The following is a 17,605-nucleotide window of genomic DNA, read 5'->3' on the forward strand; positions in this document are numbered from 1 at the left end:
CAAGGCAGAGCAGGCCGGCCGAGCCACCAATACCGCTTACTTAAGCGGTGATGATCGGGTATGGACCTGAGATGCAGAGCACTTCGTCGAGGCTGGCGGTGCGCAGCGCGGCGCGGGCGGTGGGGCGGCCGTGTTGGGGGTTCGGATCGGGGGCGTTGTTTTGCCCACCGCGGGCTTGATCTAGGCGTGCGGTGTCGAACATCGCCGGGCCGCTGGCCATCCCGTCGGTGAGCAGGTAGCGGCCAGCATCGGGTGCCCGGCGCACCGCCTGCTCGGCGGCGCTGGCGCCGGTCAGCTTGGCCGCATCGTCGAAGTTGATGCCCACTTGAAACACCTGGGGTTCGGCGTCGAGCACCGCGGTCAGCCGGGTGATGTAGTTTTCGGGGGCGAAAAACCGCCAGCCCGCGCCCAGGTGCAGCCAAAACCGTCCGTGGATCTGCGCGCGCAACTGCGCGAGCTGGGGGGCGGGCTTGCCGCTGGATCGGCGGCGGGCGAACTCGAGAAACCCGTAACGTTTCCGCAGTTTCGCGCGGTCGGGCGCGGACAAACCGGCATCGAGCACCAGAAAGCGGCCGACCCGTGACACGTCGAGGCAGCAGTGCAGAAACGAGTTGATGGTCTGCTCGGTGGTCGCCCGGTCTGGTCCGGCGATCAGGCTGACGGTGACCTCGCTGCGAGCGGGACCGGCGGCCAGGGACTGCACTAGGGCTTCGGGGTAGGGTGAGGCCGCCTCGAGCATGGCCGGCACCGAAAAATCGCGGTTGGCCGCAATCCGTTGCCGATCCGGCTCGGGCAGGTCGGGTCGGGCCATGAGCCGCCGGCACAGCGTGAACGCCTCGGCGTGCTGACCGATCCAGGATGCGCACACCGCCTGCTCATCGGTGGCGCGCCAGGCATAAACCTGTGTGATTTCTGCGGGGAGAAGGAGGTCCTCTTCGGGAAAGGGGATTTCGGCGGCGCGCTGGGCAAATTGGTAACCGAGCGAGTAGCGCTGCTCGCCGCGACACCGAAAGGCGATGGCGTGCAGCGCCTCGGCGCGGGTCGGTCGAAACTCCCACGCCTTGAGGTAGGCCTCCTGAACATCTGGCCATGGCTCACCGAGTTCGGCCATCGACTCCGCGAGCCGATACATCGCCCAGTAGACCTCCTCGTCGCAGCCACCCATCTCGATCCGCCGCTCACACCACCGGCGCGCGTTGAGGAAATCCTCCATACGGAAGTAGGTCTCGGCGAGGAAAAAGACTGACCGTCCATCCTCGGGATTGCGGTTGACCTTGGCCAGCAATTCATTACATTCGTGCTCAAATTTTTGACTGATCAGGTTGCGTTCGCGGAGATCTGCGCTGTGGTCGTGGTCTTCGCGGCGCACCTCGAGGCACGGGCCGTCCCGCGCGGCGCTCCGGGGGGTGAGGTCCTCGAGGCCTGCCGACAACGCGCGCTCCACGATGGCGGCCTGGTCGCGAGCCGAGAAAACCTGGTAGCCCCGCTCGGCGAGCTTGCGTCGCGCGCGCTCGTCGCCGAGGAGTTCCACACAGCGATCGACTAGTTCGTCGTAGTCGGCGAACGCGATGCCCGACTGCAGGTCGCGCTCCAAGGTCGGATCGGCACCACGCTCGGAGACCACCGCGCGCTTATTGGCGAGCAGATAAGACACACGCGCGATTTCGAAGATCTTCGCGTCCCAGTAATGGATGTTGAGGACGATCTTCGAGCGCGCGATCCAGGCATCGCGGCTCGCGCCGAGGACGCCGGTTAGCCATTTGACCCGAAGACCGCGGTCGTGCAGGTCCCTGAGAACGGCGTACCGGCGCGCGCTGAGCATGCCGTAGAAAAGGACGTCGATGTCCTCGGGGGCCGGGGCGATCCGGGTCAGCTCGGGGACGTATCCGATCGGCACGTGGGTGGGCCGGGGCAATCCCAGGGCAGCGAGCCGCTCGATGTTGGCGCGACTGTAATCCCAAGTCGGGTAGCGCCGGAAAAGGTCGACGAATTCGGGCATCGTCATCCATGGTGAGTCGTCACCCAACTGCTCGAGGTTGTAGAAGATGGGGTTTTTGGGCGGCTCCAAGCCGTACTGGACGAGGTGGTTTCCGCCGAACACGATGGTACGGCGCTCGTTGAGGTCCAGACGGTTGGTCAACACCGAGTCATGCCCAAGCGCCAGAAGGGCATAGTGCACTGCCTCCGCAACCTCGCGAAATCCTCCGCCGATGGTCGGATTGCTAGGAGGTGCCACAACTGCGACGGCGAACCGCATGGGTGCAGAGTAGTGGAAGAGGGACCGGTGCATTACCCGTCGAAACCCCCGACAGGTAGCAGGAGGCCACCGTGGCGGTTAGAACCCGCTCGGCGAACGCTGAGTCGTCATTGGCCAAGTCGATGGTTTTCAGCCCGCCAAGTGTGGCCAGCCAAGGCTCCGGGAGAAGCCGGGCTACTGCTTGTACTGAGTGAGGATTTCCAAGCTGTGCGTCGCGCAGGTATACCGGAATGTTGGCATCATCTCCTGCGGGACGAATGCATAGTTCCGAGACAGGCGGTCAAAGATGATGATCGGCGTCTCGATGAGGCAGTTCTCGCGCATTCGGAAACTCACATAACCGTGGTCGGTCATCAGCTTCGAAATCTCGAAGAAATGCTTCTTTGCGCCCGACGGCATCTCGGCAAAGATAACCGGCCTATCCTCGGCAAGCATGCGGCGCGCGCCTTTTATGACGGCGTGTTCATGGCCCTCGACGCCGATCTTCACGACAGAGATAGGCTGATCGAATGAGTAAGAGTCAAGCGTTCTCGTCTCGACCTGAAGATACCCGACGTCCTCCTTCCGGAATTCGGCTTCCAGCGAGGCGCTTGTTTGCAGGAGCCCATGGCTGGGGTCGGGAAGATAGAGCTTCGCCTGACCGGCACTGTCACTCAGGGCGAGATCGTGGATCGTAACGCGATCCTTGATGCCATTGATTGCCGCATGGTGATGAAGAAGGTCGACAGCCTCACGGAAGGGCTCGAATGTGTGGATCTGGACGTCTGGGCGTGTGATCCCCGCCAAGATCGTGTAGGCGCCGTAGTTCCCGCCAACATCGACGAATATGCCCTTCGTCCTGGACACCATGCCCACGAGTAGGGACGGTAGAGGCGCTTCCCGCGCCTGCGACTCCAGTTGCTTTTCGATGGATTCGCCACCACGGAACTTTGCTAGCCTAAATGCGTGCGATGCGAATACAAGTTCGTGATAGCCAGCACTCTCCCGGCCCGGATCGACCACGTCTTTCACGATCCCGTTCTTTGCTCGCGGTTTGACCGCTATCGCGACGTCCTGCCCGCTCATACCGTCCGTTCGGCCGGACCACGCGCCATAGTGCAGCGGTTCCCGAAGCTCGAGGCCGCATTCCCCATACAGATACCTGACGAAGGATTCCGGGTAGGCGATCGCCGCTTCGGGATTTTCGACGTGGGTCGTTCGATAACCAGGCATCTCATGCTCGAAGGTAAAGAATGCTTTTCCTTCCTTGATGCGGGCTGACGATTCCTCATTGATCAGGAAGAAGGTTATCAGGGTTCGCCCGCCCGGCTTCAGCACACGGACGATCTCGTGCAGGTAGTGCTTCACATCCACCGGCAGCATGTGCGTGAACACTGAGGCAAGCAGCACTACATCGAACGAGTCGTCGGGATAGGGGAAACGGAAATTCGACGAATTGTATTTCCCTATCGGGTTGTACGCTCCGTTCTGAATATCTACGACTCGGAATTCGAAGTTGGGATGTGATCCCGAGATGTTCTCCGTGCACCAGGCGATCGCTTCCCTTGAGACGTCGAAGCCGGCGTAGCGGCCCTCGCGGTTCAGGTAGCCGGTGAGCGGCAGGGCCATCCGCCCTGACCCGCAACCAACGTCGAGTACTGCATCACCTGGCTGCAAACCACACAGGTCAACCAAATAACTCAGGAATTCTTTGCCGGTTGCCCTGTACGCGTCGTCGCCACCGCCACCGACCCAGTCCTGAAGCTCCCGGGGAGGCAGCACTTCACCGGGCGAGCCGCAGTTCGTTGTCGAAGTGCGGCTCGAGCCGGGCGGAATACTCCCGGTCATGGTGCCACCTCACTGTAGTCAGCCGAGCTTGTGCGTCCTCTCAACCACGCCTCACTATAAGGGGCTCTTCGGCCTCTTCGAGGAGTATCCGATTACTAAAACGCCCTGGTTGTGCCGGAGGCGTGACTAGGTTCGTCGCTCCGGCTCTTCTGCCGTAGTCGTGGGTCTGTGACCAGGGGGCTTGTGGCCCAACGCCGTGTCCTGCTTACGTTTTGGACTGTTATCGGGTTCAAGACGAAGGAGGGTGTACGGCGTTGGGTAAATCCAGGGTATTCGCGACGGTCCTCGGTGGCCAGGACATGGTCGTCGATGACGTGATGATCGAGACGGAGACTTCGCGCGGAAAACAGCCGGTGACCAGCGAGGTGCTGGTGTTTGAGGTGCGGCCCAAGGCGAACCAGGCCAGCCGGTGCTCGCGGTGCCGCAAACGCTGTGCGGGCTATGACGGCGGGGAGGGGATCAGGCGCTGGCGCACCCTGGATCTGGGGACGACGAAGGCCTATCTGCAGGCCGCAGCGCCGCGGGTAGCCTGCCCCGAGCATGGAGTGGTGGTGGCCCACCTGCCCTGGGCGCGGCCCGGGGCCCGTCACACCTGGGCGTTTGAGGACACAGCCGCGTGGTTGACCGCGCATGCCGCGATCAGTGTGGTCGCGGTGTTTTTGCGGGTGGCCTGGCGCACCATCGCCGCGATCGTGGGCCGGGTGGTCGCCGATGGCCGCGACACCAACGACCTGCTGGCCGGGTTGACCCGCATCGGCATCGACGAGATCGCCTACCGCAAAGGCCACCGCTATGTAACCTGCGTCATCGATCACACGACAGGCCGGCTGGTGTGGGCAGCCGAAGGCCGCAACCAGGACACCTTGGGCCGGTTTTTCGACCAGCTCGGCGCCCAACGTGCCGCGGCGTTGACTCACGTCAGCTGTGATGGGGCGGAATGGATTCACGCCGTGCTGCGGGACCGGGCCCCGGGTGCGGTGATCTGCCTGGATCCGTTTCATGTCGTGGCCTGGGCGCTCAAGGCCCTCGACAAGGTGCGGGTGCGTACCATGGCCCGCGCCGGTGTCCGCGACCGGCACGCGATGTGGGCGACCCGCAAGAACCCGGCCGATCTGACCGGTGAGCAACGCACCAGCCTCGCGTCGATCACGGCTACCAACGCCACGCTGTATCGGGCGTATCTGCTCAAAGAGCAACTCCGCGAAGTGTTTCGGGTCAAAGGCCGCGACGGCCATCGCCTGCTGGCCGGTTGGTTGTCCTGGGCGTCGCACTCGCGCATCCCGGAATTCGTTGCCGTAGCCCGCACCGTCCGCCGTCACAAGGAGCTCATCGGCAACACTCTCGACCACCAACTGTCGAATGCCCGCTCAGAGGCGACGAACACCCACCTGCGGGCATTGACCACGCGTGCGTACGGGTTTCACAGCCCTGAGGCGATGATCGGCATGGCCATGCTCACCCGCGGCGGCCTATGCCCCGCACTGCCCGGTCGAGCAGCATGAAACCAGACCCACAGAAACGTCAGGAGACCCGTCGCTCCGTTGCGCCACGGTCGGGGGCGGCCCCGCGCTTTTTGGCCGCGATGATCGTTTGACGCCGCCGAGTGGCTGTCCGGGTTCGACTCGGCCGCGGTCGCGCCGGCAGTGAGTAAACCTCACCGTGGCCGGGCTCGTCGCCGACGACCGCGCGGAACGCGACCTGCTTGTAGATTTCACGGGTATCTCGCTGCGGTTCGTCTGTCATGCCCACGAGTTCTTTCGGCATCCTCGTCAAAACGCTTGGACAAGTCCGGAATTCGGTCACTGCCGGGGCATACCACCACGGTGGCCCCGCCGGGAGAGCTCGCCGTGTCGATGTAACCGCCAGTACCGCAACGCCGTAGCGTGACCTGCCGCGCCTCACTCCGGCCGGCGGTCGGCGACCAGGCGGCGCGCGATCTCGGCCAGCCGCACGTTCTTCTCCTGCGACAGCCGCGTCAGCAACCCGAACGCGGCGGCGGCGTCGATGTCGAACCGCTCCATGATGATGCCCTTGGCCTGGCCGATGGTGTCCCGGTTGGCCAGGGCGCTCTGATATTGGTCGATGCGGCGGGCGCTGGCCAGTCCGACGGCCGCGTGGGCGGCCAGCGCGTCTGCGTGTTCCTCGACGACCGGCGTGATGGCGTGGGTGTCCTCGGAGTAGAGGTTCAGGGCGCCGAGCTCTGTCTCGTTGGTGTAGAGCTGAATGGACAGGCTCGATCTGACGGGGGTGGTTGCCAGCACCTCGGCGGCGAATCGGGGCCACCGCTGGTCGGAGTTGTAGTCGTCGACGCGGACCGTGTGGTGTTCCCAGATCGCGTTGAGGCAGGGGCCGTCGTTGTGCGTTTCCTGCAGCGCGTCGAGTTTGCCCGGTATGGGGCCCGTCGCGGCCAGCGACCGCACCCTGCGGCCACGGCCCTCGTGCAGCGTGACGCCCGCGTGATGGACCCCGGGCAGCATCCGTACGGCACTGGTGGTCACCTCGGCCAGCAGGTCATCGGATTGCGCCTTGCCGACTTGCCGGCTGTGCAGGTCCCGCGCCAGCCTGGCGATCTCCGCGCTCACGCCGCGGTCGAACTCGCCTCCCGACGCGCCCGGTTGCCGCCGGTGATCGCATACGCCCTCGGTGCCGTCTGGCATGCGTCCAGGGTTGACGGGCCCGAGCGCCCCGAAACCTCAGCTCGGCTCCGCCGGGTGGTCGATCTCGATCAGCCTGCGGGCGATCTGCTCGACCGGGACGTTCGCGTTCTGCGACACCTTTACCAGCAGGTTGAAAGCCTCGTCGGCGCCGACCTGGAAGCGCTCCATGAGCATGCCCTTCATCTGCCCGATCGTGTCCCGGGTCTCGAGGGCGCGCCGGAGCTGATCGTTTTCGGCGACCAGCGCGTCGTTACGTGCGCGCTGGCGGGCGTCCTCTATGGCGGTGACGGCGGCGAACGTGTGGAGCAGCTGTCGGGCATCGAGGCCCGGATGGACGACGATTGACCGGCCACGCGCTCGCCCGCCCGCCGCGTTTCGGGCGGCGCCGCGGCGCCCAACGGATGCACAATGACACCCGTGCTGACCGGGAACCTGGCCGTCGAACCGAGGGACCACTGACGTGCCGGGGTTCGACTTCGGCACCCTGGCGTTGCTGTGCGCGGTCGGTTTCGCCGGCCCGATACTGGCCTCGCTGCCGCGGCTGCGGATTCCGGTGGTCGTCGGCGAGCTGACCGCCGGGATCGTGATCGGCCGAACCGGTTTCGGGCTCGTCGACGCCACCGACCCGACATTTCAGCTGTTCGCCAACATCGGCTTCGCGCTGGTCATGTTCGTGGTGGGCACCCACGTCCGCGTCCGCGGCGGCGAGTTGCGGTCGAAGCTGCCGGCGGCGTTCGGCCGGGCGGTCGCGGCCGGCGCGGTCGCGGTGGCCCTCGCGTCCGGGCTGGCTGCGGGGTTCGGCATCCACCACGCGGCGCTCTACGCGGTCCTGATGGCCTCGTCGTCGGCGGCGCTGGCGCTGCCGGTGATCGATTCGCTGCGGTTGCGGGGGCCCGGGGTGCTGGCCGTGACCGCGCAGATCGCCATCGCCGACGCCGCGTGCATTGTCCTGCTGCCGTTGGTGATCGACACCCGGCGGTTGCCGGAAGCGGCGGGGGGCGCGCTGGCGGTCACCGGCGGCGCCGTCGTCCTGTTCGTGGCGTTGCGCGCCATCGACCGCAGGGGATGGCGCCGGCGCATGCACGTCTATTCCGAGAAGCGCCGGTTCGCGCTGGAACTGCGGACCAACCTCGTCGTGTTGTTCGCGCTGGCCGCTCTCGCCGTGCACACCCACGTGTCGATCCTGCTGGCCGGCTTCGCCCTGGGCCTGGTGATCGCGGTCGTCGGGGAACCACATCGGTTGGCGCGCCAGCTCTTCGGCATCACCGAGGGATTCTTCAGCCCGCTGTTCTTCGTCTGGCTGGGCGCCTCGTTGCAGGTCCGCGAGCTGGGTTCGCAGCCGCGGTTCATTCTGCTCGGCATCTGCCTGGGCCTGGGTGCCGTGCTGGCCCACGGCGTGGGGAGGTTGCTCGGCCAGCCGCTGACGCTCGGGGTGCTCTCGGCCGCGCAACTCGGCGTGCCGGTGGCCGCGGCCACGATCGGCACCCAGGAACACCTGCTGGTGGCGGGGGAGGCGTCGGCCCTGATGCTCGGCGCGCTGCTCACGATCGCCGCCGCCACCGTCGCCGCCGCGCTGGCCGCCCGCGGGCAGGCGCCGGCCGAGGCAACACCGCCCGCCCCGGCGGCGCCTCCCGTGCCTCCCGTGCCGATGTGACCTAGGGCACATGCCGGCGGGACTTCCGCACGTCGGCGGGAGCGACGCAAGCCCCACCGGCCGACTCCGTTCGGCCCTACAGGCGGCGGTCGCGACGGTGGTCGGATGGACCCCTGAGTTCGAGCGAGGAGGCGGCGATGAGGTCACCAGCGTCGGTCCATCCGTCCTTCTACGTCGGTCACGTCCGGAAAGTGGCCCAGCACTTGGCATCAGGGCGTCAGCCCCGGCACCTCGCGCCGGCGATGTACCGGGTCACCGACTGCCTGCACGGCGAACGCACCGTGCGGGTGCCCGCCGAGGGGATAGCGCCGATCGTGTCGGCGTGGCTGGCCGAGCTCGGCGCGCACAGCCCACTGGTCGACGACCTGGCCCGCGCGGCGTGCGCCGGTGACTGGGCGCTCGCCCGCGCGGTCGGCGACCAGCTGTCCGTCGAGGTCGTGCGCGCGGCGTAATACGCCCGGATTGGCCCAAAGTCCCTCCGGTTAGAGCCGTCGTGCTCTCGCGCGGCCGCCGCAATGACGTGATCGTGAAGACCATATGTTCGACCCCGAAGGGACAACCGCGATGAGCGCGCACTTTCCGGATGCCGGCACGATCCGGACCGTTCTGACACTGGCCTCCCGAGCGCCCTCGGTGCACAACACGCAACCGTGGGGCTGGCGCGTCGACGAGGCGAGCCTGCACCTCTACGCCGACGAGAATCGGCAACTGCCCAACACCGACCCCGACGGCCGTGACCTGATCCTGAGTTGCGGTGCCGCGCTGCATCATTGCATGGTCGCCTTCGCGGCCGTCGGCTGGCGTCCCAAGGTCACCCGGCTGCCGAATCCGGCCGACCCCAGCCACCTCGCCGCCATCCAGCTGTCGGCCCATCCCGCCGACGCCGTCGACATCGCGCTCGCCGCCGCGATACCGCGCCGGCGCACCGACCGGCGCCACTACAGCTCCTGGCCGGTGCCGGTGGCCGACATCGCGCTGATGGCCGCGCGGGCGGCCCGCAACGGGGTCACGCTCTGCCAGGTCGAGGACGTCGAGAAGCTGCACGAGATCGTCGCGCAATCGGTGGCGGATCACCTGAACCGCGATTACATGGCCGAGCTGACCACCTGGAGCGGGCGCTACGCCTCGGTGGCCGGAGTGCCGGCCCGCAACACGCCGGCGCCCGACCCGGCGTCGAAGATCCCCGGCCGGCTCTTCGCCGGCCCGTCGCTGCCGATGACGCCGGGCGCCTCGGCGGCCGAGGACAACGCCGTCGTGCTCGCGCTGGGCACCCGCGCCGACGACCGGGTGTCCCAGCTGCGCGCCGGCGAAGCGACCAGCGCGGTGCTGCTCACCGCGACGTCGCTGGGGCTGGCCAGCTGCCCGGTCACCGAACCGCTGGAAACCCCGGTCACCCGCGCGGAGGTCCGCAACGACATCTTCGGCGGCAGCGACTACCCGCAGATGCTGCTGCGGGTCGGCTGGCCGCCGATCAACGCGGACCCGCTGCCGGCCACCCCGCGCCGCGAGCTCTCCGAGTTCGTCGACTGGGCTTTCGGCCCCGAGAAGAACGTCGTCGAATAGGCCGCCCGATGGAGACTTTCACCTGGGACCCCCGCCGCTGGCTGATCGCCCGTGTCTTCGGGCGCAACCCGTTGCTGCGCCCCGCCGACCGGATCGAGGCGCTGGTGGTGCTGGTCGCGCTCGTCGCGGCGCTCGTCGCGGTGCCGGCCGCCGGCGTGGTGGGAGCCGCGACCTACGGCGCACGTGACCGGTTGTACGCCCAGCAGGCCCGCGAGCGCCACCCCGTCCGGGCTCAGGTCACCGACGCCCACCCCGGCGAGCTGGGCGCGACCGTCGCGCAGATTCGGTGGCCGGCGGCCGGCGGGGAGCAGCGCAGCGGCACGCTGCGGCTGGCCGATCCGGTCAAACCCGGTGAGGGCATCGACATCTGGGCGGACGGGGCCGGCAACCTGACGGCCCCGCCGACCCCGGCCTGGCATGCCGTGGGCGCGGCGGCCGGCACGGTCGTGCTGACGCTGCTGTGCGCGAGTGCGGTGCTGGGCCTGTTGCTGGGCGCCGTCGTCTACGAACTCGACCGGGTCCGCGAAGCCCGGTGGGAGCGCGAACTCAGAACGCTGGTGGAAGACGGCGGCCGGACGAACCGACCGTGAAAGCGCCCGTTTTCTGCCTGCTTTGGATGGCGCGGAACGGGATTGAGGGCGGATGATGGGCCGGTGAACGGGTACGGCGAAGATCCCGGGGCCGCGGTGTTCGACGCGGCGGCATTGCATCGCCTCGTCGAGGTCCTGATCGGCCGCGGGTATCGCGTCATCGGTCCGACGTTGCGGGACAACGCGATCGTGCTGGCCGAGCTGGAGTCGGCCGCGGACCTGCCGCGCGGCTGGGGCGTCGACGTGGCCCCGGGGCAGTACCGGCTGCGCCGGCGTGACGACGACGCGGTGTTCGGGCACTCCGCGGGCCCGCAGTCGTGGAAGCAGTTCCTGCACCCCCCGCGGCAGCGGCTGTGGGCCGGCACGCGGGACAGCTCCGCCGCGGCGGACGGCGAGGAGGCCCCGCGCTACGCGTTCCTCGGGGTCCGCGGGTGCGACCTGGCCGCGATCGCCACCCTCGACGGCGTGCTGGGCCGCGCGGAGTGTCCCGACGACGCCTACGTCGGCCGCCGGCGCCGGATCTTCGTGGTGGCGGTGAACTGCACCGAACCCGGGGGGTTGTGCTTCTGCGCCTCGATGGGCACCGGCCCGGCTGCCGGGCCCGGCTACGACCTGGCGCTCACCGAACGCCCCGGCGGCGGCGCCGTGACGTACCTGGTCGACGTCGGCAGCCCCGACGGCGCCGACGTGCTCGCCGCGGTACCGCACCGGCCCGCCGACAGCGACGAAATCGACTGTGCGCGCGCCGATGTCGAGGCCGCCAGCCACAAGATGGGCCGCCGGATGCCCGAGGCCGATCTGCGGGAGCTGCTGGTGGCCTCCCGCGAGTCCCCGCAGTGGGAGGAGGTGGCGAGCCGCTGCCTGACGTGCGGCAACTGCACGATGGTGTGCCCGACGTGCTTTTGCACCAGCACCGAGGACGTCAGTGACCTCACCGGCGAGCACGCCGAGCGGTGGCGGCACTGGGCGTCCTGCTTCGAGTTCGACTTCACCTACGTCCACGGCGGCGGCAGCGTGCGCCAGTCCGGCGCGTCGCGCTACCGCCACTGGCTGACCCACAAGCTGGGCACCTGGCACGACCAGTTCGGCATGTCGGGCTGCGTCGGCTGCGGGCGGTGCATCGCCTGGTGCCCCACCGGCATCGACATCACCGAAGAGATGAACAAGATGGCCCGCGATGACTGAACGGCCGATGGCGCCCAACCCCTACCGGGTGCGCAGCCGCGTCGTGGAGAGCCCCGACTCGGCGACGCTGTGCCTGGAACCGCTCGGCGAAGCGCTGCGGGCGCCGCTGCCCGGGGAGTTCATGATGCTCTACGCGTTCGGCGTGGGGGAGGCCGCGATCTCGATCAGCGGCGACCCAGGAGTCACCGACGGCTCGATCACGCACACGATCCGCGCGGTCGGCGCGGTCAGCCGCGCGCTGCACGATTCCCAACCGGGCGCGATCGTCGGTGTGCGCGGCCCGTTCGGCACCACCTGGGGACTGGACGAGGCCGCCGGCCGGGACCTGGTCATGGTCGCCGGCGGTGTCGGCCTGTGCCCGCTGCGCCCTGCGGTGCTGGGCGCGCTGGCCCAGCGGTCGCGCTACGGCAAGCTCACCCTCATCGTCGGTGCCCGCTCGCGCGCCGACTTCGTGTTCGCCGCCCAGCTGGAGCAGTGGGCGCAGGACCCGCAGATCGAACTGCACCGCACCGTGGACGTCGCGGTGCAGGGCTGGCGCGGGGACGTCGGGCTGGTCACCGAGCCGCTGCGCCGGCTGACGCTGGACGCCGGACGCACCACCGCGTTCCTGTGCGGGCCCGAGCCCATGCTGCGCTTCGGCGCCCAAGCGCTGCTGGATAAAGGCGTTGCCGCCCAGCACATTCGGGTCTCCCTGGAGCGCAACATGCAGTGCGGCGTCGGCTGGTGCGGCCACTGCCAGCTGGGGCCGCTGCTGCTGTGCCGCGACGGGCCCGTCGTCGGCTACGACGTCGCGGGCCCGTTGCTGACCGTGAAGGAGCTGTAGATGAGCCCGCCCACGCTGGCCGTGTGGAAGTTCGCCTCCTGCGACGGCTGCCAGCTGACCCTGCTCGACTGCGAGGATGAGCTGCTCACCCTCGCCGACCAGGTGCGGATCGCCAACTTCGCCGAGGCGTCCAGCGCGATGGTCGGCGGGCCCTACGACGTGTCGCTGGTCGAGGGCTCGATCACCACCGCTCACGACGAACGACGCATCCGCGAGATCCGCGACCAGTCCCGGGTGCTCGTCACCATCGGCGCGTGCGCGACGGCGGGGGGAGTGCAGGCGCTGCGCAACTTCGGCGACGTCGCCGAATTCGCCTCGGTCGTCTACGCCAAACCCGAGTACATCGACACCCTGGCGACCTCCACCCCGGCGTCGGCGCACGTCAAGGTCGACTACCAGCTGCACGGCTGCCCGATCGACCGCGGCCAGCTGCTCGACACCCTCGCGGCGCTGCTCATCGGCCGCAAACCGAGGCTGCCGGCCAAGACGGTGTGCACCGAGTGCAAGCAACGCGGCGTGACGTGTCTGGTTGTCGCGCAAGGCACCCCGTGCCTGGGGCCGGTCACCCACGCCGGCTGCGGCGCGCTGTGCCCCCGGCACAACCGGGGCTGCTACGGCTGCTTCGGCCCGTCGGCCGCACCCAGGACCGCGACCCTGATCCCGCTGCTGCGCCGCGACGGCATGTCCGACGGCGACGTCGACCGGGTGTTCTCGACCTTCAACGTCACCGCCTTCGCGGCCGAACGGGGGAAGCGGTGACGCCGGCCAAGCGCACGCTCAGCGTCGGCACGCTGACCCGCGTGGAAGGCGAAGGGGCGCTGCACGTCTCGTTGCGCGACGGTGCGCTGGACAGCGTCGAACTCAACATCTACGAACCGCCGAGGTTTTTCGAGGCGTTCCTGCGCGGCCGCGCCTACACCGAACCGCCGGACCTGACCGCGCGCGTGTGCGGGATCTGCCCGGTCGCCTACCAGGTCAGCGCCTGCAACGCGATCGAGGACGCCTGCGGGGCCGAGATCGATCCCGAGATCGTCGCGCTGCGCCGGCTGCTGTACTGCGGCGAATGGATCCACAGCCACGTCCTGCACGTGTACCTGCTGCACGCACCGGATTTCCTGGGCCACTCCGACATCATCGGCATGGCGCGCGACCACCCGGGCGCCGTCGAGCGGGGGCTGTCGCTGAAGAAGGCCGGAAACCGGTTGATGGAGTTCGTCGGCGGGCGCGCGATCCACCCGGTCAACGTGCGCCTCGGCGGGTTCTACTCGGTGCCCACCCGCGCGGAGTTCAAACCGCTGGAAGAAATGCTGCGCCGCGCGCTCGACGAGGCGCTGGCCACGGTCGAGTGGGTGTCCGGGTTCGACTTCCCCGACCTGGAGTTCGACCACGAGTTCCTGGCACTCTCGACGCCGGGCAGCTACGCGATCGAGAACGGCGCCATCGCGCGCAGCGCCGGCCCGGCGTTCCCGATCGCCGACTTCGGCGACCACGTCGTCGAATCCCAGGTGCCCCACTCCACGGCCCTGCACGCCACGCTGGACGGCGGCCGGCACCTGACCGGTCCGCTGGCGCGGTTCGCGCTGAACTCCGCGGCGTTGTCGCCGATCGCCGCGCAGGCCGCGGCCCGCGCGGGTCTGTCGGGCGAATGCCGAAACCCGTTCCGCAGCATCGTGGTCCGCGCGGTGGAGGTGGTCTACGCGATCGAAGAGGCGCTGCGCATCATCGGCGACTACCAGCGCCCGGCGCGCCCGTTCGTCGAGGTGACCGCCCGCCCCGGCGTCGGGCACGGCGTGAGCGAGGCGCCCCGGGGCCTGCTGTATCACCGCTACCGGATCGACGACGACGGGCTGGTCGCCGCCGCGACGATCGTCCCGCCCACCTCCCAGAACCAGGCCGCGATCGAAGCCGACCTGGCCGGCGTCGTGGCCGGCAACCTCGCGCTCGACGACGCCGCGCTGACCACGCTGTGCGAACGGGTGATCCGCAACCACGACCCCTGCATCTCGTGTTCGGCGCACTTTTTGACCCTGACGGTGGACGGGCGGTGAGCGCCGGCGTCGTCGTGCTCGGCCTGGGCAACGCCTACCGGCGCGACGACGGCGTGGGCGTCGCCGCCGCGGCGGCGTTCGAGCGGCTCGCGTTGCCCGGCGTCGAGGTCCGCGCGGCGATCTCGGACCCCATGGACCTGATCGAGGCGTGGTCGGGCCGGGACCTGGCGGTGGTGATCGACGCCGTCGTCACCACCCCGGCGGTGCCGGGCCGCGTCCACCGGCGCGCGCCGGCCGACCTGGACACCGGCGACGGCCTGAGCTCGCACGGCCCCGACGTCGCGCGGGCGCACGCGCTGGGCCGGGTGCTCGGGCGGGTGCCCGGCGCGCTGGTGGTGTTCACCGTCGAGGTCGCCGACGTCGGGCACGGGACCGGCCTGAGCCCCCGGGTCGCGGCGGCCGTGCCCGACGTGGTCGGGCGCGTCGTGGACGAGGTCAGCCGCCCGACAGCGAACCGATCGCGGCGCCCAGCCTCGCGGTGACCTCGTCGGCGACGGCCACCAGGTCCTTGTTGCCGGTGACCTGGACCAGCACGCCCGGGTTCATGCCCTCGACGATCACGATCCCCGGGGCGTCCGGGTCGGCGCGGACCACCACATTGCAGGGCAGCAGCAGCCCGATCTCCCGGTCCAGGCCGATCGCCCGGTGCGCGAGCACCGGGTTGCATGCGCCGAGGATCAGGTAGTCCTCCATGTCCGCGCCGAGCTTGGCCTTGACGGTCGCGGCGACGTCGATCTCGGTCAGCACCCCGAAACCCTGATCCGTTAGCGCTTTTCGGGTACGGGCCACCGCGTCGTCGAATCCGGTTGCCAAACTCGTCGATAGTGCGATGCCCACGGTCGATCCTCCACCCCCGCGCTGCGCGTTCATATCCCGACATCGCAGCACGCGCGCGGCCCCGCCCGCGAGGGACCGAAGTCCCACGCCAGGAGGACCTTGGTCGCGCAACGCGGCGTGCCGACCTGAGGACGAACGGCTCTCGCGGACGCGCCGGGCGCCAATTAGCGTGAACCTTCTGGTGCGCGGGCACCGGCTACCCGGGGAGCGAACACGGCATGAAGGTCAGGCGCGACGGCGAGCGCCCCGCTTCGGCGCGCGGCCGGGAACGGGTGCTGGTCAGCGCCGACGTCCCGGCGGCCCGCATCGGCAGCGTGGTGCTGCTGGCGTGCGCGCTCGGCTGGACGACGGTGCTGGCCGCGCGCCAGTACCTCGGCGAGGGCCGGGTCAGCCCCGGCCGGTTCGGGTGGTCGTTGGCGTTGCTCGGCGCGGTCGCGCTGATCGCGCGGGGCATCTTCCTGGGCCGGCCGGTCACCACCGGGCATGCCTGGGCGGCGGCCGGTGCGGTGGTCGGCGGGCTGTGCGCGCACTTCCTGTCGTTCGCGCTGCCCGGCAACCTGCTGGTCGCCGGCGCCGGGGCGGCCCTCATGTGGCCCACCACGGTGCGCCCCCAGCCCGAGTTGCTCGAGCAGGTGTGGACGCTGGTCGACGCCACCCACGGGGATGCGTTGGCGCCCTTCGCCATGCACTCGGGCAAGAGCTATCACTTCAACGCCGAGGGGACCGCGGCCATCGCCTACCGTACCCGGCTCGGATTCGCCGTGGTGAGCGGCGACCCGATCGGCGACGAAGACCGGTTCGGCGACCTGGTGGCCGATTTCGTGCGCTGCTGCCGCGAGCGGGGCTGGCGCATCATCGTGCTGGCCGCGGGCCAGCGGCGGCTGGAGCTGTGGCGCGGCGGGGCGGTGAGCGCGCCGGTGCTGGCCGTGCCGATCGGGCACGACGTCGTCGTCGACGTCCGCCGGTTCAACCTGCGGGGCCGCCGGTTCCGCAACCTGCGTCAGGCGGTGCAGCGCACCCGTAACGGCGGGGTCACCACCGAGATCGTCGACGAACAACACCTCGACGGCCCGCTGACCGCCCAGCTCACCGAGGTGCTGTACGCGGCGCACCGCGTCGCACGCACCGAACGCGGCTTCTGCATGAACCTCGACGGCGCCCTGCAGGGCCGCTTCCCCGGGATCAGGCTCGCCGTCGCCCGCGACCGCGGCGGGCGGGTGGTGGCCTTCCACCGGTACGCCACGGCCGGGCACGGTTCGGAGGTGTCCCTCGACGTGCCGTACCGCCGACCCGACGCGCCCAACGGTGTCGACGAGCGGCTCAGCGTCGACATGATCCTCGAGGCGCGAGCCCATGGTGCCCAACGCCTTTCGCTGGCCTTCGCGTCGTTCCCGGAGATCTTCGACGCCACCCGTCCGACCGTGCCGCAGCGGGTCGCCTACCGGCTGATCCATCTGCTCGATCCGCTGATCCGGCTGGAGTCCCTCTACCGCTACCTGTGCAAGTTCCATGCGATGGGGGAGCGGCGCTACGTGGTGCTGTGCGCGCGCCACATCCCGTCCGCGCTGATCGTGCTGCTGTCCTTGGAGTTCCTGCCGCGCCCGCGCCGGCTCAGGCGCGGTCGGAATCCTGCTGCGGCTGCCCGCCGAACCGGAAACGGCGGCCCGTGACCCGCCGGGGGATGACCCGCACATAGTGCGATTTCTCCGACGTCGTCCACGGCAGCACCTGGGCGCGGTCGGCGTCCTCGATCTCCTCCTCGGTGCGAAGCGAGCGGGCCGTGCCCCGCACGATCACGCTCCAGCCCTCGGCGACGTTGTGGTCGTCGACCTCGAAAAGCACGTCGTTGTTGATCACGGTGCTGACCAGCTTGGTGCCCTCCGCGGTGCGGAACAGCACGCTGCGGCGCTGCACGACGTAGTTGACCGGGAAGATCTCGGGCTGGCCGTCGACGCTGGTGACCAGCCGCCCCAGCGTCACACCGGCCATCAGCTCCCAGCATTCGCTCTCCGGCAGGATGCTGACCCCATCATCGATCATTGACATCGGCCATCCCCTTCGTGGACGCGGCTGTGCCTCCGATGCTAGCCGTGCGCCGCACCGCGGACGCCGGCCGAAGGTCCCGCGGCGCAGGGACCAAAGTTGTTCGACCCCTTGGCCGGTG

Annotated in this window: 17 protein-coding genes; 11 read left to right on the plus strand and 6 right to left on the minus strand. The window is 69.2% G+C overall.

The window, feature by feature from the left end:
- Positions 1–40: 40 nt before the first annotated feature.
- Both ACJ512_RS06980 and ACJ512_RS06985 read right to left on the minus strand, forming a co-directional pair.
- Positions 41–2,257, minus strand: a complete 2,217-nt coding sequence (locus tag ACJ512_RS06980; RefSeq protein WP_461480014.1) for a hypothetical protein — start codon at positions 2,255–2,257, stop codon at positions 41–43.
- A gap of 174 nt (positions 2,258–2,431) precedes the next feature.
- Positions 2,432–4,084 (minus strand): class I SAM-dependent methyltransferase, encoded by a 1,653-nt coding sequence (locus ACJ512_RS06985; protein WP_407689737.1) that lies wholly within the window; start codon positions 4,082–4,084, stop codon positions 2,432–2,434.
- A 254-nt stretch (positions 4,085–4,338) separates the two neighbouring features.
- On the opposite strand from ACJ512_RS06985, the gene ACJ512_RS06990 reads away from it, so the two are divergent.
- The gene (locus ACJ512_RS06990) at positions 4,339–5,586 is read left to right on the plus strand and encodes an ISL3 family transposase (protein ID WP_407689820.1); all 1,248 of its coding nucleotides are present in this window, start codon (positions 4,339–4,341) and stop codon (positions 5,584–5,586) included.
- A 396-nt stretch (positions 5,587–5,982) separates the two neighbouring features.
- On the opposite strand, the gene ACJ512_RS06995 is transcribed toward ACJ512_RS06990, so the two are convergent.
- Together ACJ512_RS06995 and ACJ512_RS07000 are read right to left on the minus strand one after the other, a co-directional pair.
- Complete coding sequence (locus tag ACJ512_RS06995) at positions 5,983–6,741, minus strand: GAF and ANTAR domain-containing protein (protein WP_407686836.1); 759 nt, start codon at positions 6,739–6,741, stop codon at positions 5,983–5,985.
- A 36-nt stretch (positions 6,742–6,777) separates the two neighbouring features.
- Positions 6,778–6,924: an ANTAR domain-containing protein gene (locus ACJ512_RS07000; RefSeq protein WP_407686878.1), complete on the minus strand. Its 147-nt coding sequence runs from the start codon at positions 6,922–6,924 to the stop codon at positions 6,778–6,780.
- 277 nt (positions 6,925–7,201) lie between these two features.
- Here ACJ512_RS07000 and ACJ512_RS07005 point away from each other — a divergent pair, with 277 nt between their 5' ends.
- From ACJ512_RS07005 to ACJ512_RS07045, 9 genes are all read left to right on the plus strand, one after another.
- Entirely contained in the window at positions 7,202–8,395 is a 1,194-nt protein-coding gene (locus ACJ512_RS07005) for a cation:proton antiporter (protein ID WP_407686837.1), read from the plus strand.
- Between the two features lie 137 nt (positions 8,396–8,532).
- Complete coding sequence (locus ACJ512_RS07010; protein WP_407686838.1) at positions 8,533–8,847, plus strand: hypothetical protein; 315 nt, start codon at positions 8,533–8,535, stop codon at positions 8,845–8,847.
- 112 nt (positions 8,848–8,959) lie between these two features.
- Complete coding sequence (locus ACJ512_RS07015) at positions 8,960–9,958, plus strand: Acg family FMN-binding oxidoreductase (protein ID WP_407686839.1); 999 nt, start codon at positions 8,960–8,962, stop codon at positions 9,956–9,958.
- Positions 9,959–9,966: 8 nt separating this feature from the next.
- A complete protein-coding gene (locus ACJ512_RS07020; protein ID WP_407686840.1) occupies positions 9,967–10,548 on the plus strand; it encodes an Rv1733c family protein in 582 nt (193 codons plus the stop codon).
- 63 nt (positions 10,549–10,611) lie between these two features.
- Entirely contained in the window at positions 10,612–11,733 is a 1,122-nt protein-coding gene (locus tag ACJ512_RS07025) for a 4Fe-4S dicluster domain-containing protein (protein ID WP_407686841.1), read from the plus strand.
- Positions 11,726–12,556 (plus strand): FAD/NAD(P)-binding protein, encoded by an 831-nt coding sequence (locus tag ACJ512_RS07030; RefSeq protein ID WP_407686842.1) that lies wholly within the window; start codon positions 11,726–11,728, stop codon positions 12,554–12,556. The genes ACJ512_RS07025 and ACJ512_RS07030 overlap by 8 nt, the downstream gene beginning before the upstream one ends.
- Complete coding sequence (locus ACJ512_RS07035; RefSeq protein ID WP_407686843.1) at positions 12,557–13,315, plus strand: NADH-quinone oxidoreductase subunit B family protein; 759 nt, start codon at positions 12,557–12,559, stop codon at positions 13,313–13,315.
- The gene (locus tag ACJ512_RS07040) at positions 13,312–14,604 is read left to right on the plus strand and encodes a Ni/Fe hydrogenase subunit alpha (RefSeq protein ID WP_407686844.1); all 1,293 of its coding nucleotides are present in this window, start codon (positions 13,312–13,314) and stop codon (positions 14,602–14,604) included. The genes ACJ512_RS07035 and ACJ512_RS07040 overlap by 4 nt, the downstream gene beginning before the upstream one ends.
- Positions 14,601–15,086: a hydrogenase maturation protease gene (locus ACJ512_RS07045; RefSeq protein ID WP_407686845.1), complete on the plus strand. Its 486-nt coding sequence runs from the start codon at positions 14,601–14,603 to the stop codon at positions 15,084–15,086. Before ACJ512_RS07040 ends, ACJ512_RS07045 begins: the two co-directional genes overlap by 4 nt.
- On the opposite strand, the gene ACJ512_RS07050 is transcribed toward ACJ512_RS07045, so the two are convergent.
- Complete coding sequence (locus tag ACJ512_RS07050; RefSeq protein WP_407686846.1) at positions 15,040–15,441, minus strand: DUF302 domain-containing protein; 402 nt, start codon at positions 15,439–15,441, stop codon at positions 15,040–15,042. The two genes, ACJ512_RS07045 and ACJ512_RS07050, sit on opposite strands and share 47 nt — an antisense overlap.
- Positions 15,442–15,659: 218 nt before the next feature.
- Between ACJ512_RS07050 and ACJ512_RS07055 the strand changes: the two genes are divergently transcribed.
- Entirely contained in the window at positions 15,660–17,111 is a 1,452-nt protein-coding gene (locus ACJ512_RS07055) for a bifunctional lysylphosphatidylglycerol flippase/synthetase MprF (protein ID WP_407686847.1), read from the plus strand.
- On the opposite strand, the gene ACJ512_RS07060 is transcribed toward ACJ512_RS07055, so the two are convergent.
- Positions 17,053–17,487: a pyridoxamine 5'-phosphate oxidase family protein gene (locus ACJ512_RS07060; protein WP_407686848.1), complete on the minus strand. Its 435-nt coding sequence runs from the start codon at positions 17,485–17,487 to the stop codon at positions 17,053–17,055. The genes ACJ512_RS07055 and ACJ512_RS07060 overlap by 59 nt on opposite strands.
- Between the last annotated feature and the right edge of the window lie 118 nt (positions 17,488–17,605).

Source organism: Mycobacterium cajalii (genome assembly GCF_045809005.2).
Lineage (GTDB): Bacteria > Actinomycetota > Actinomycetes > Mycobacteriales > Mycobacteriaceae > Mycobacterium.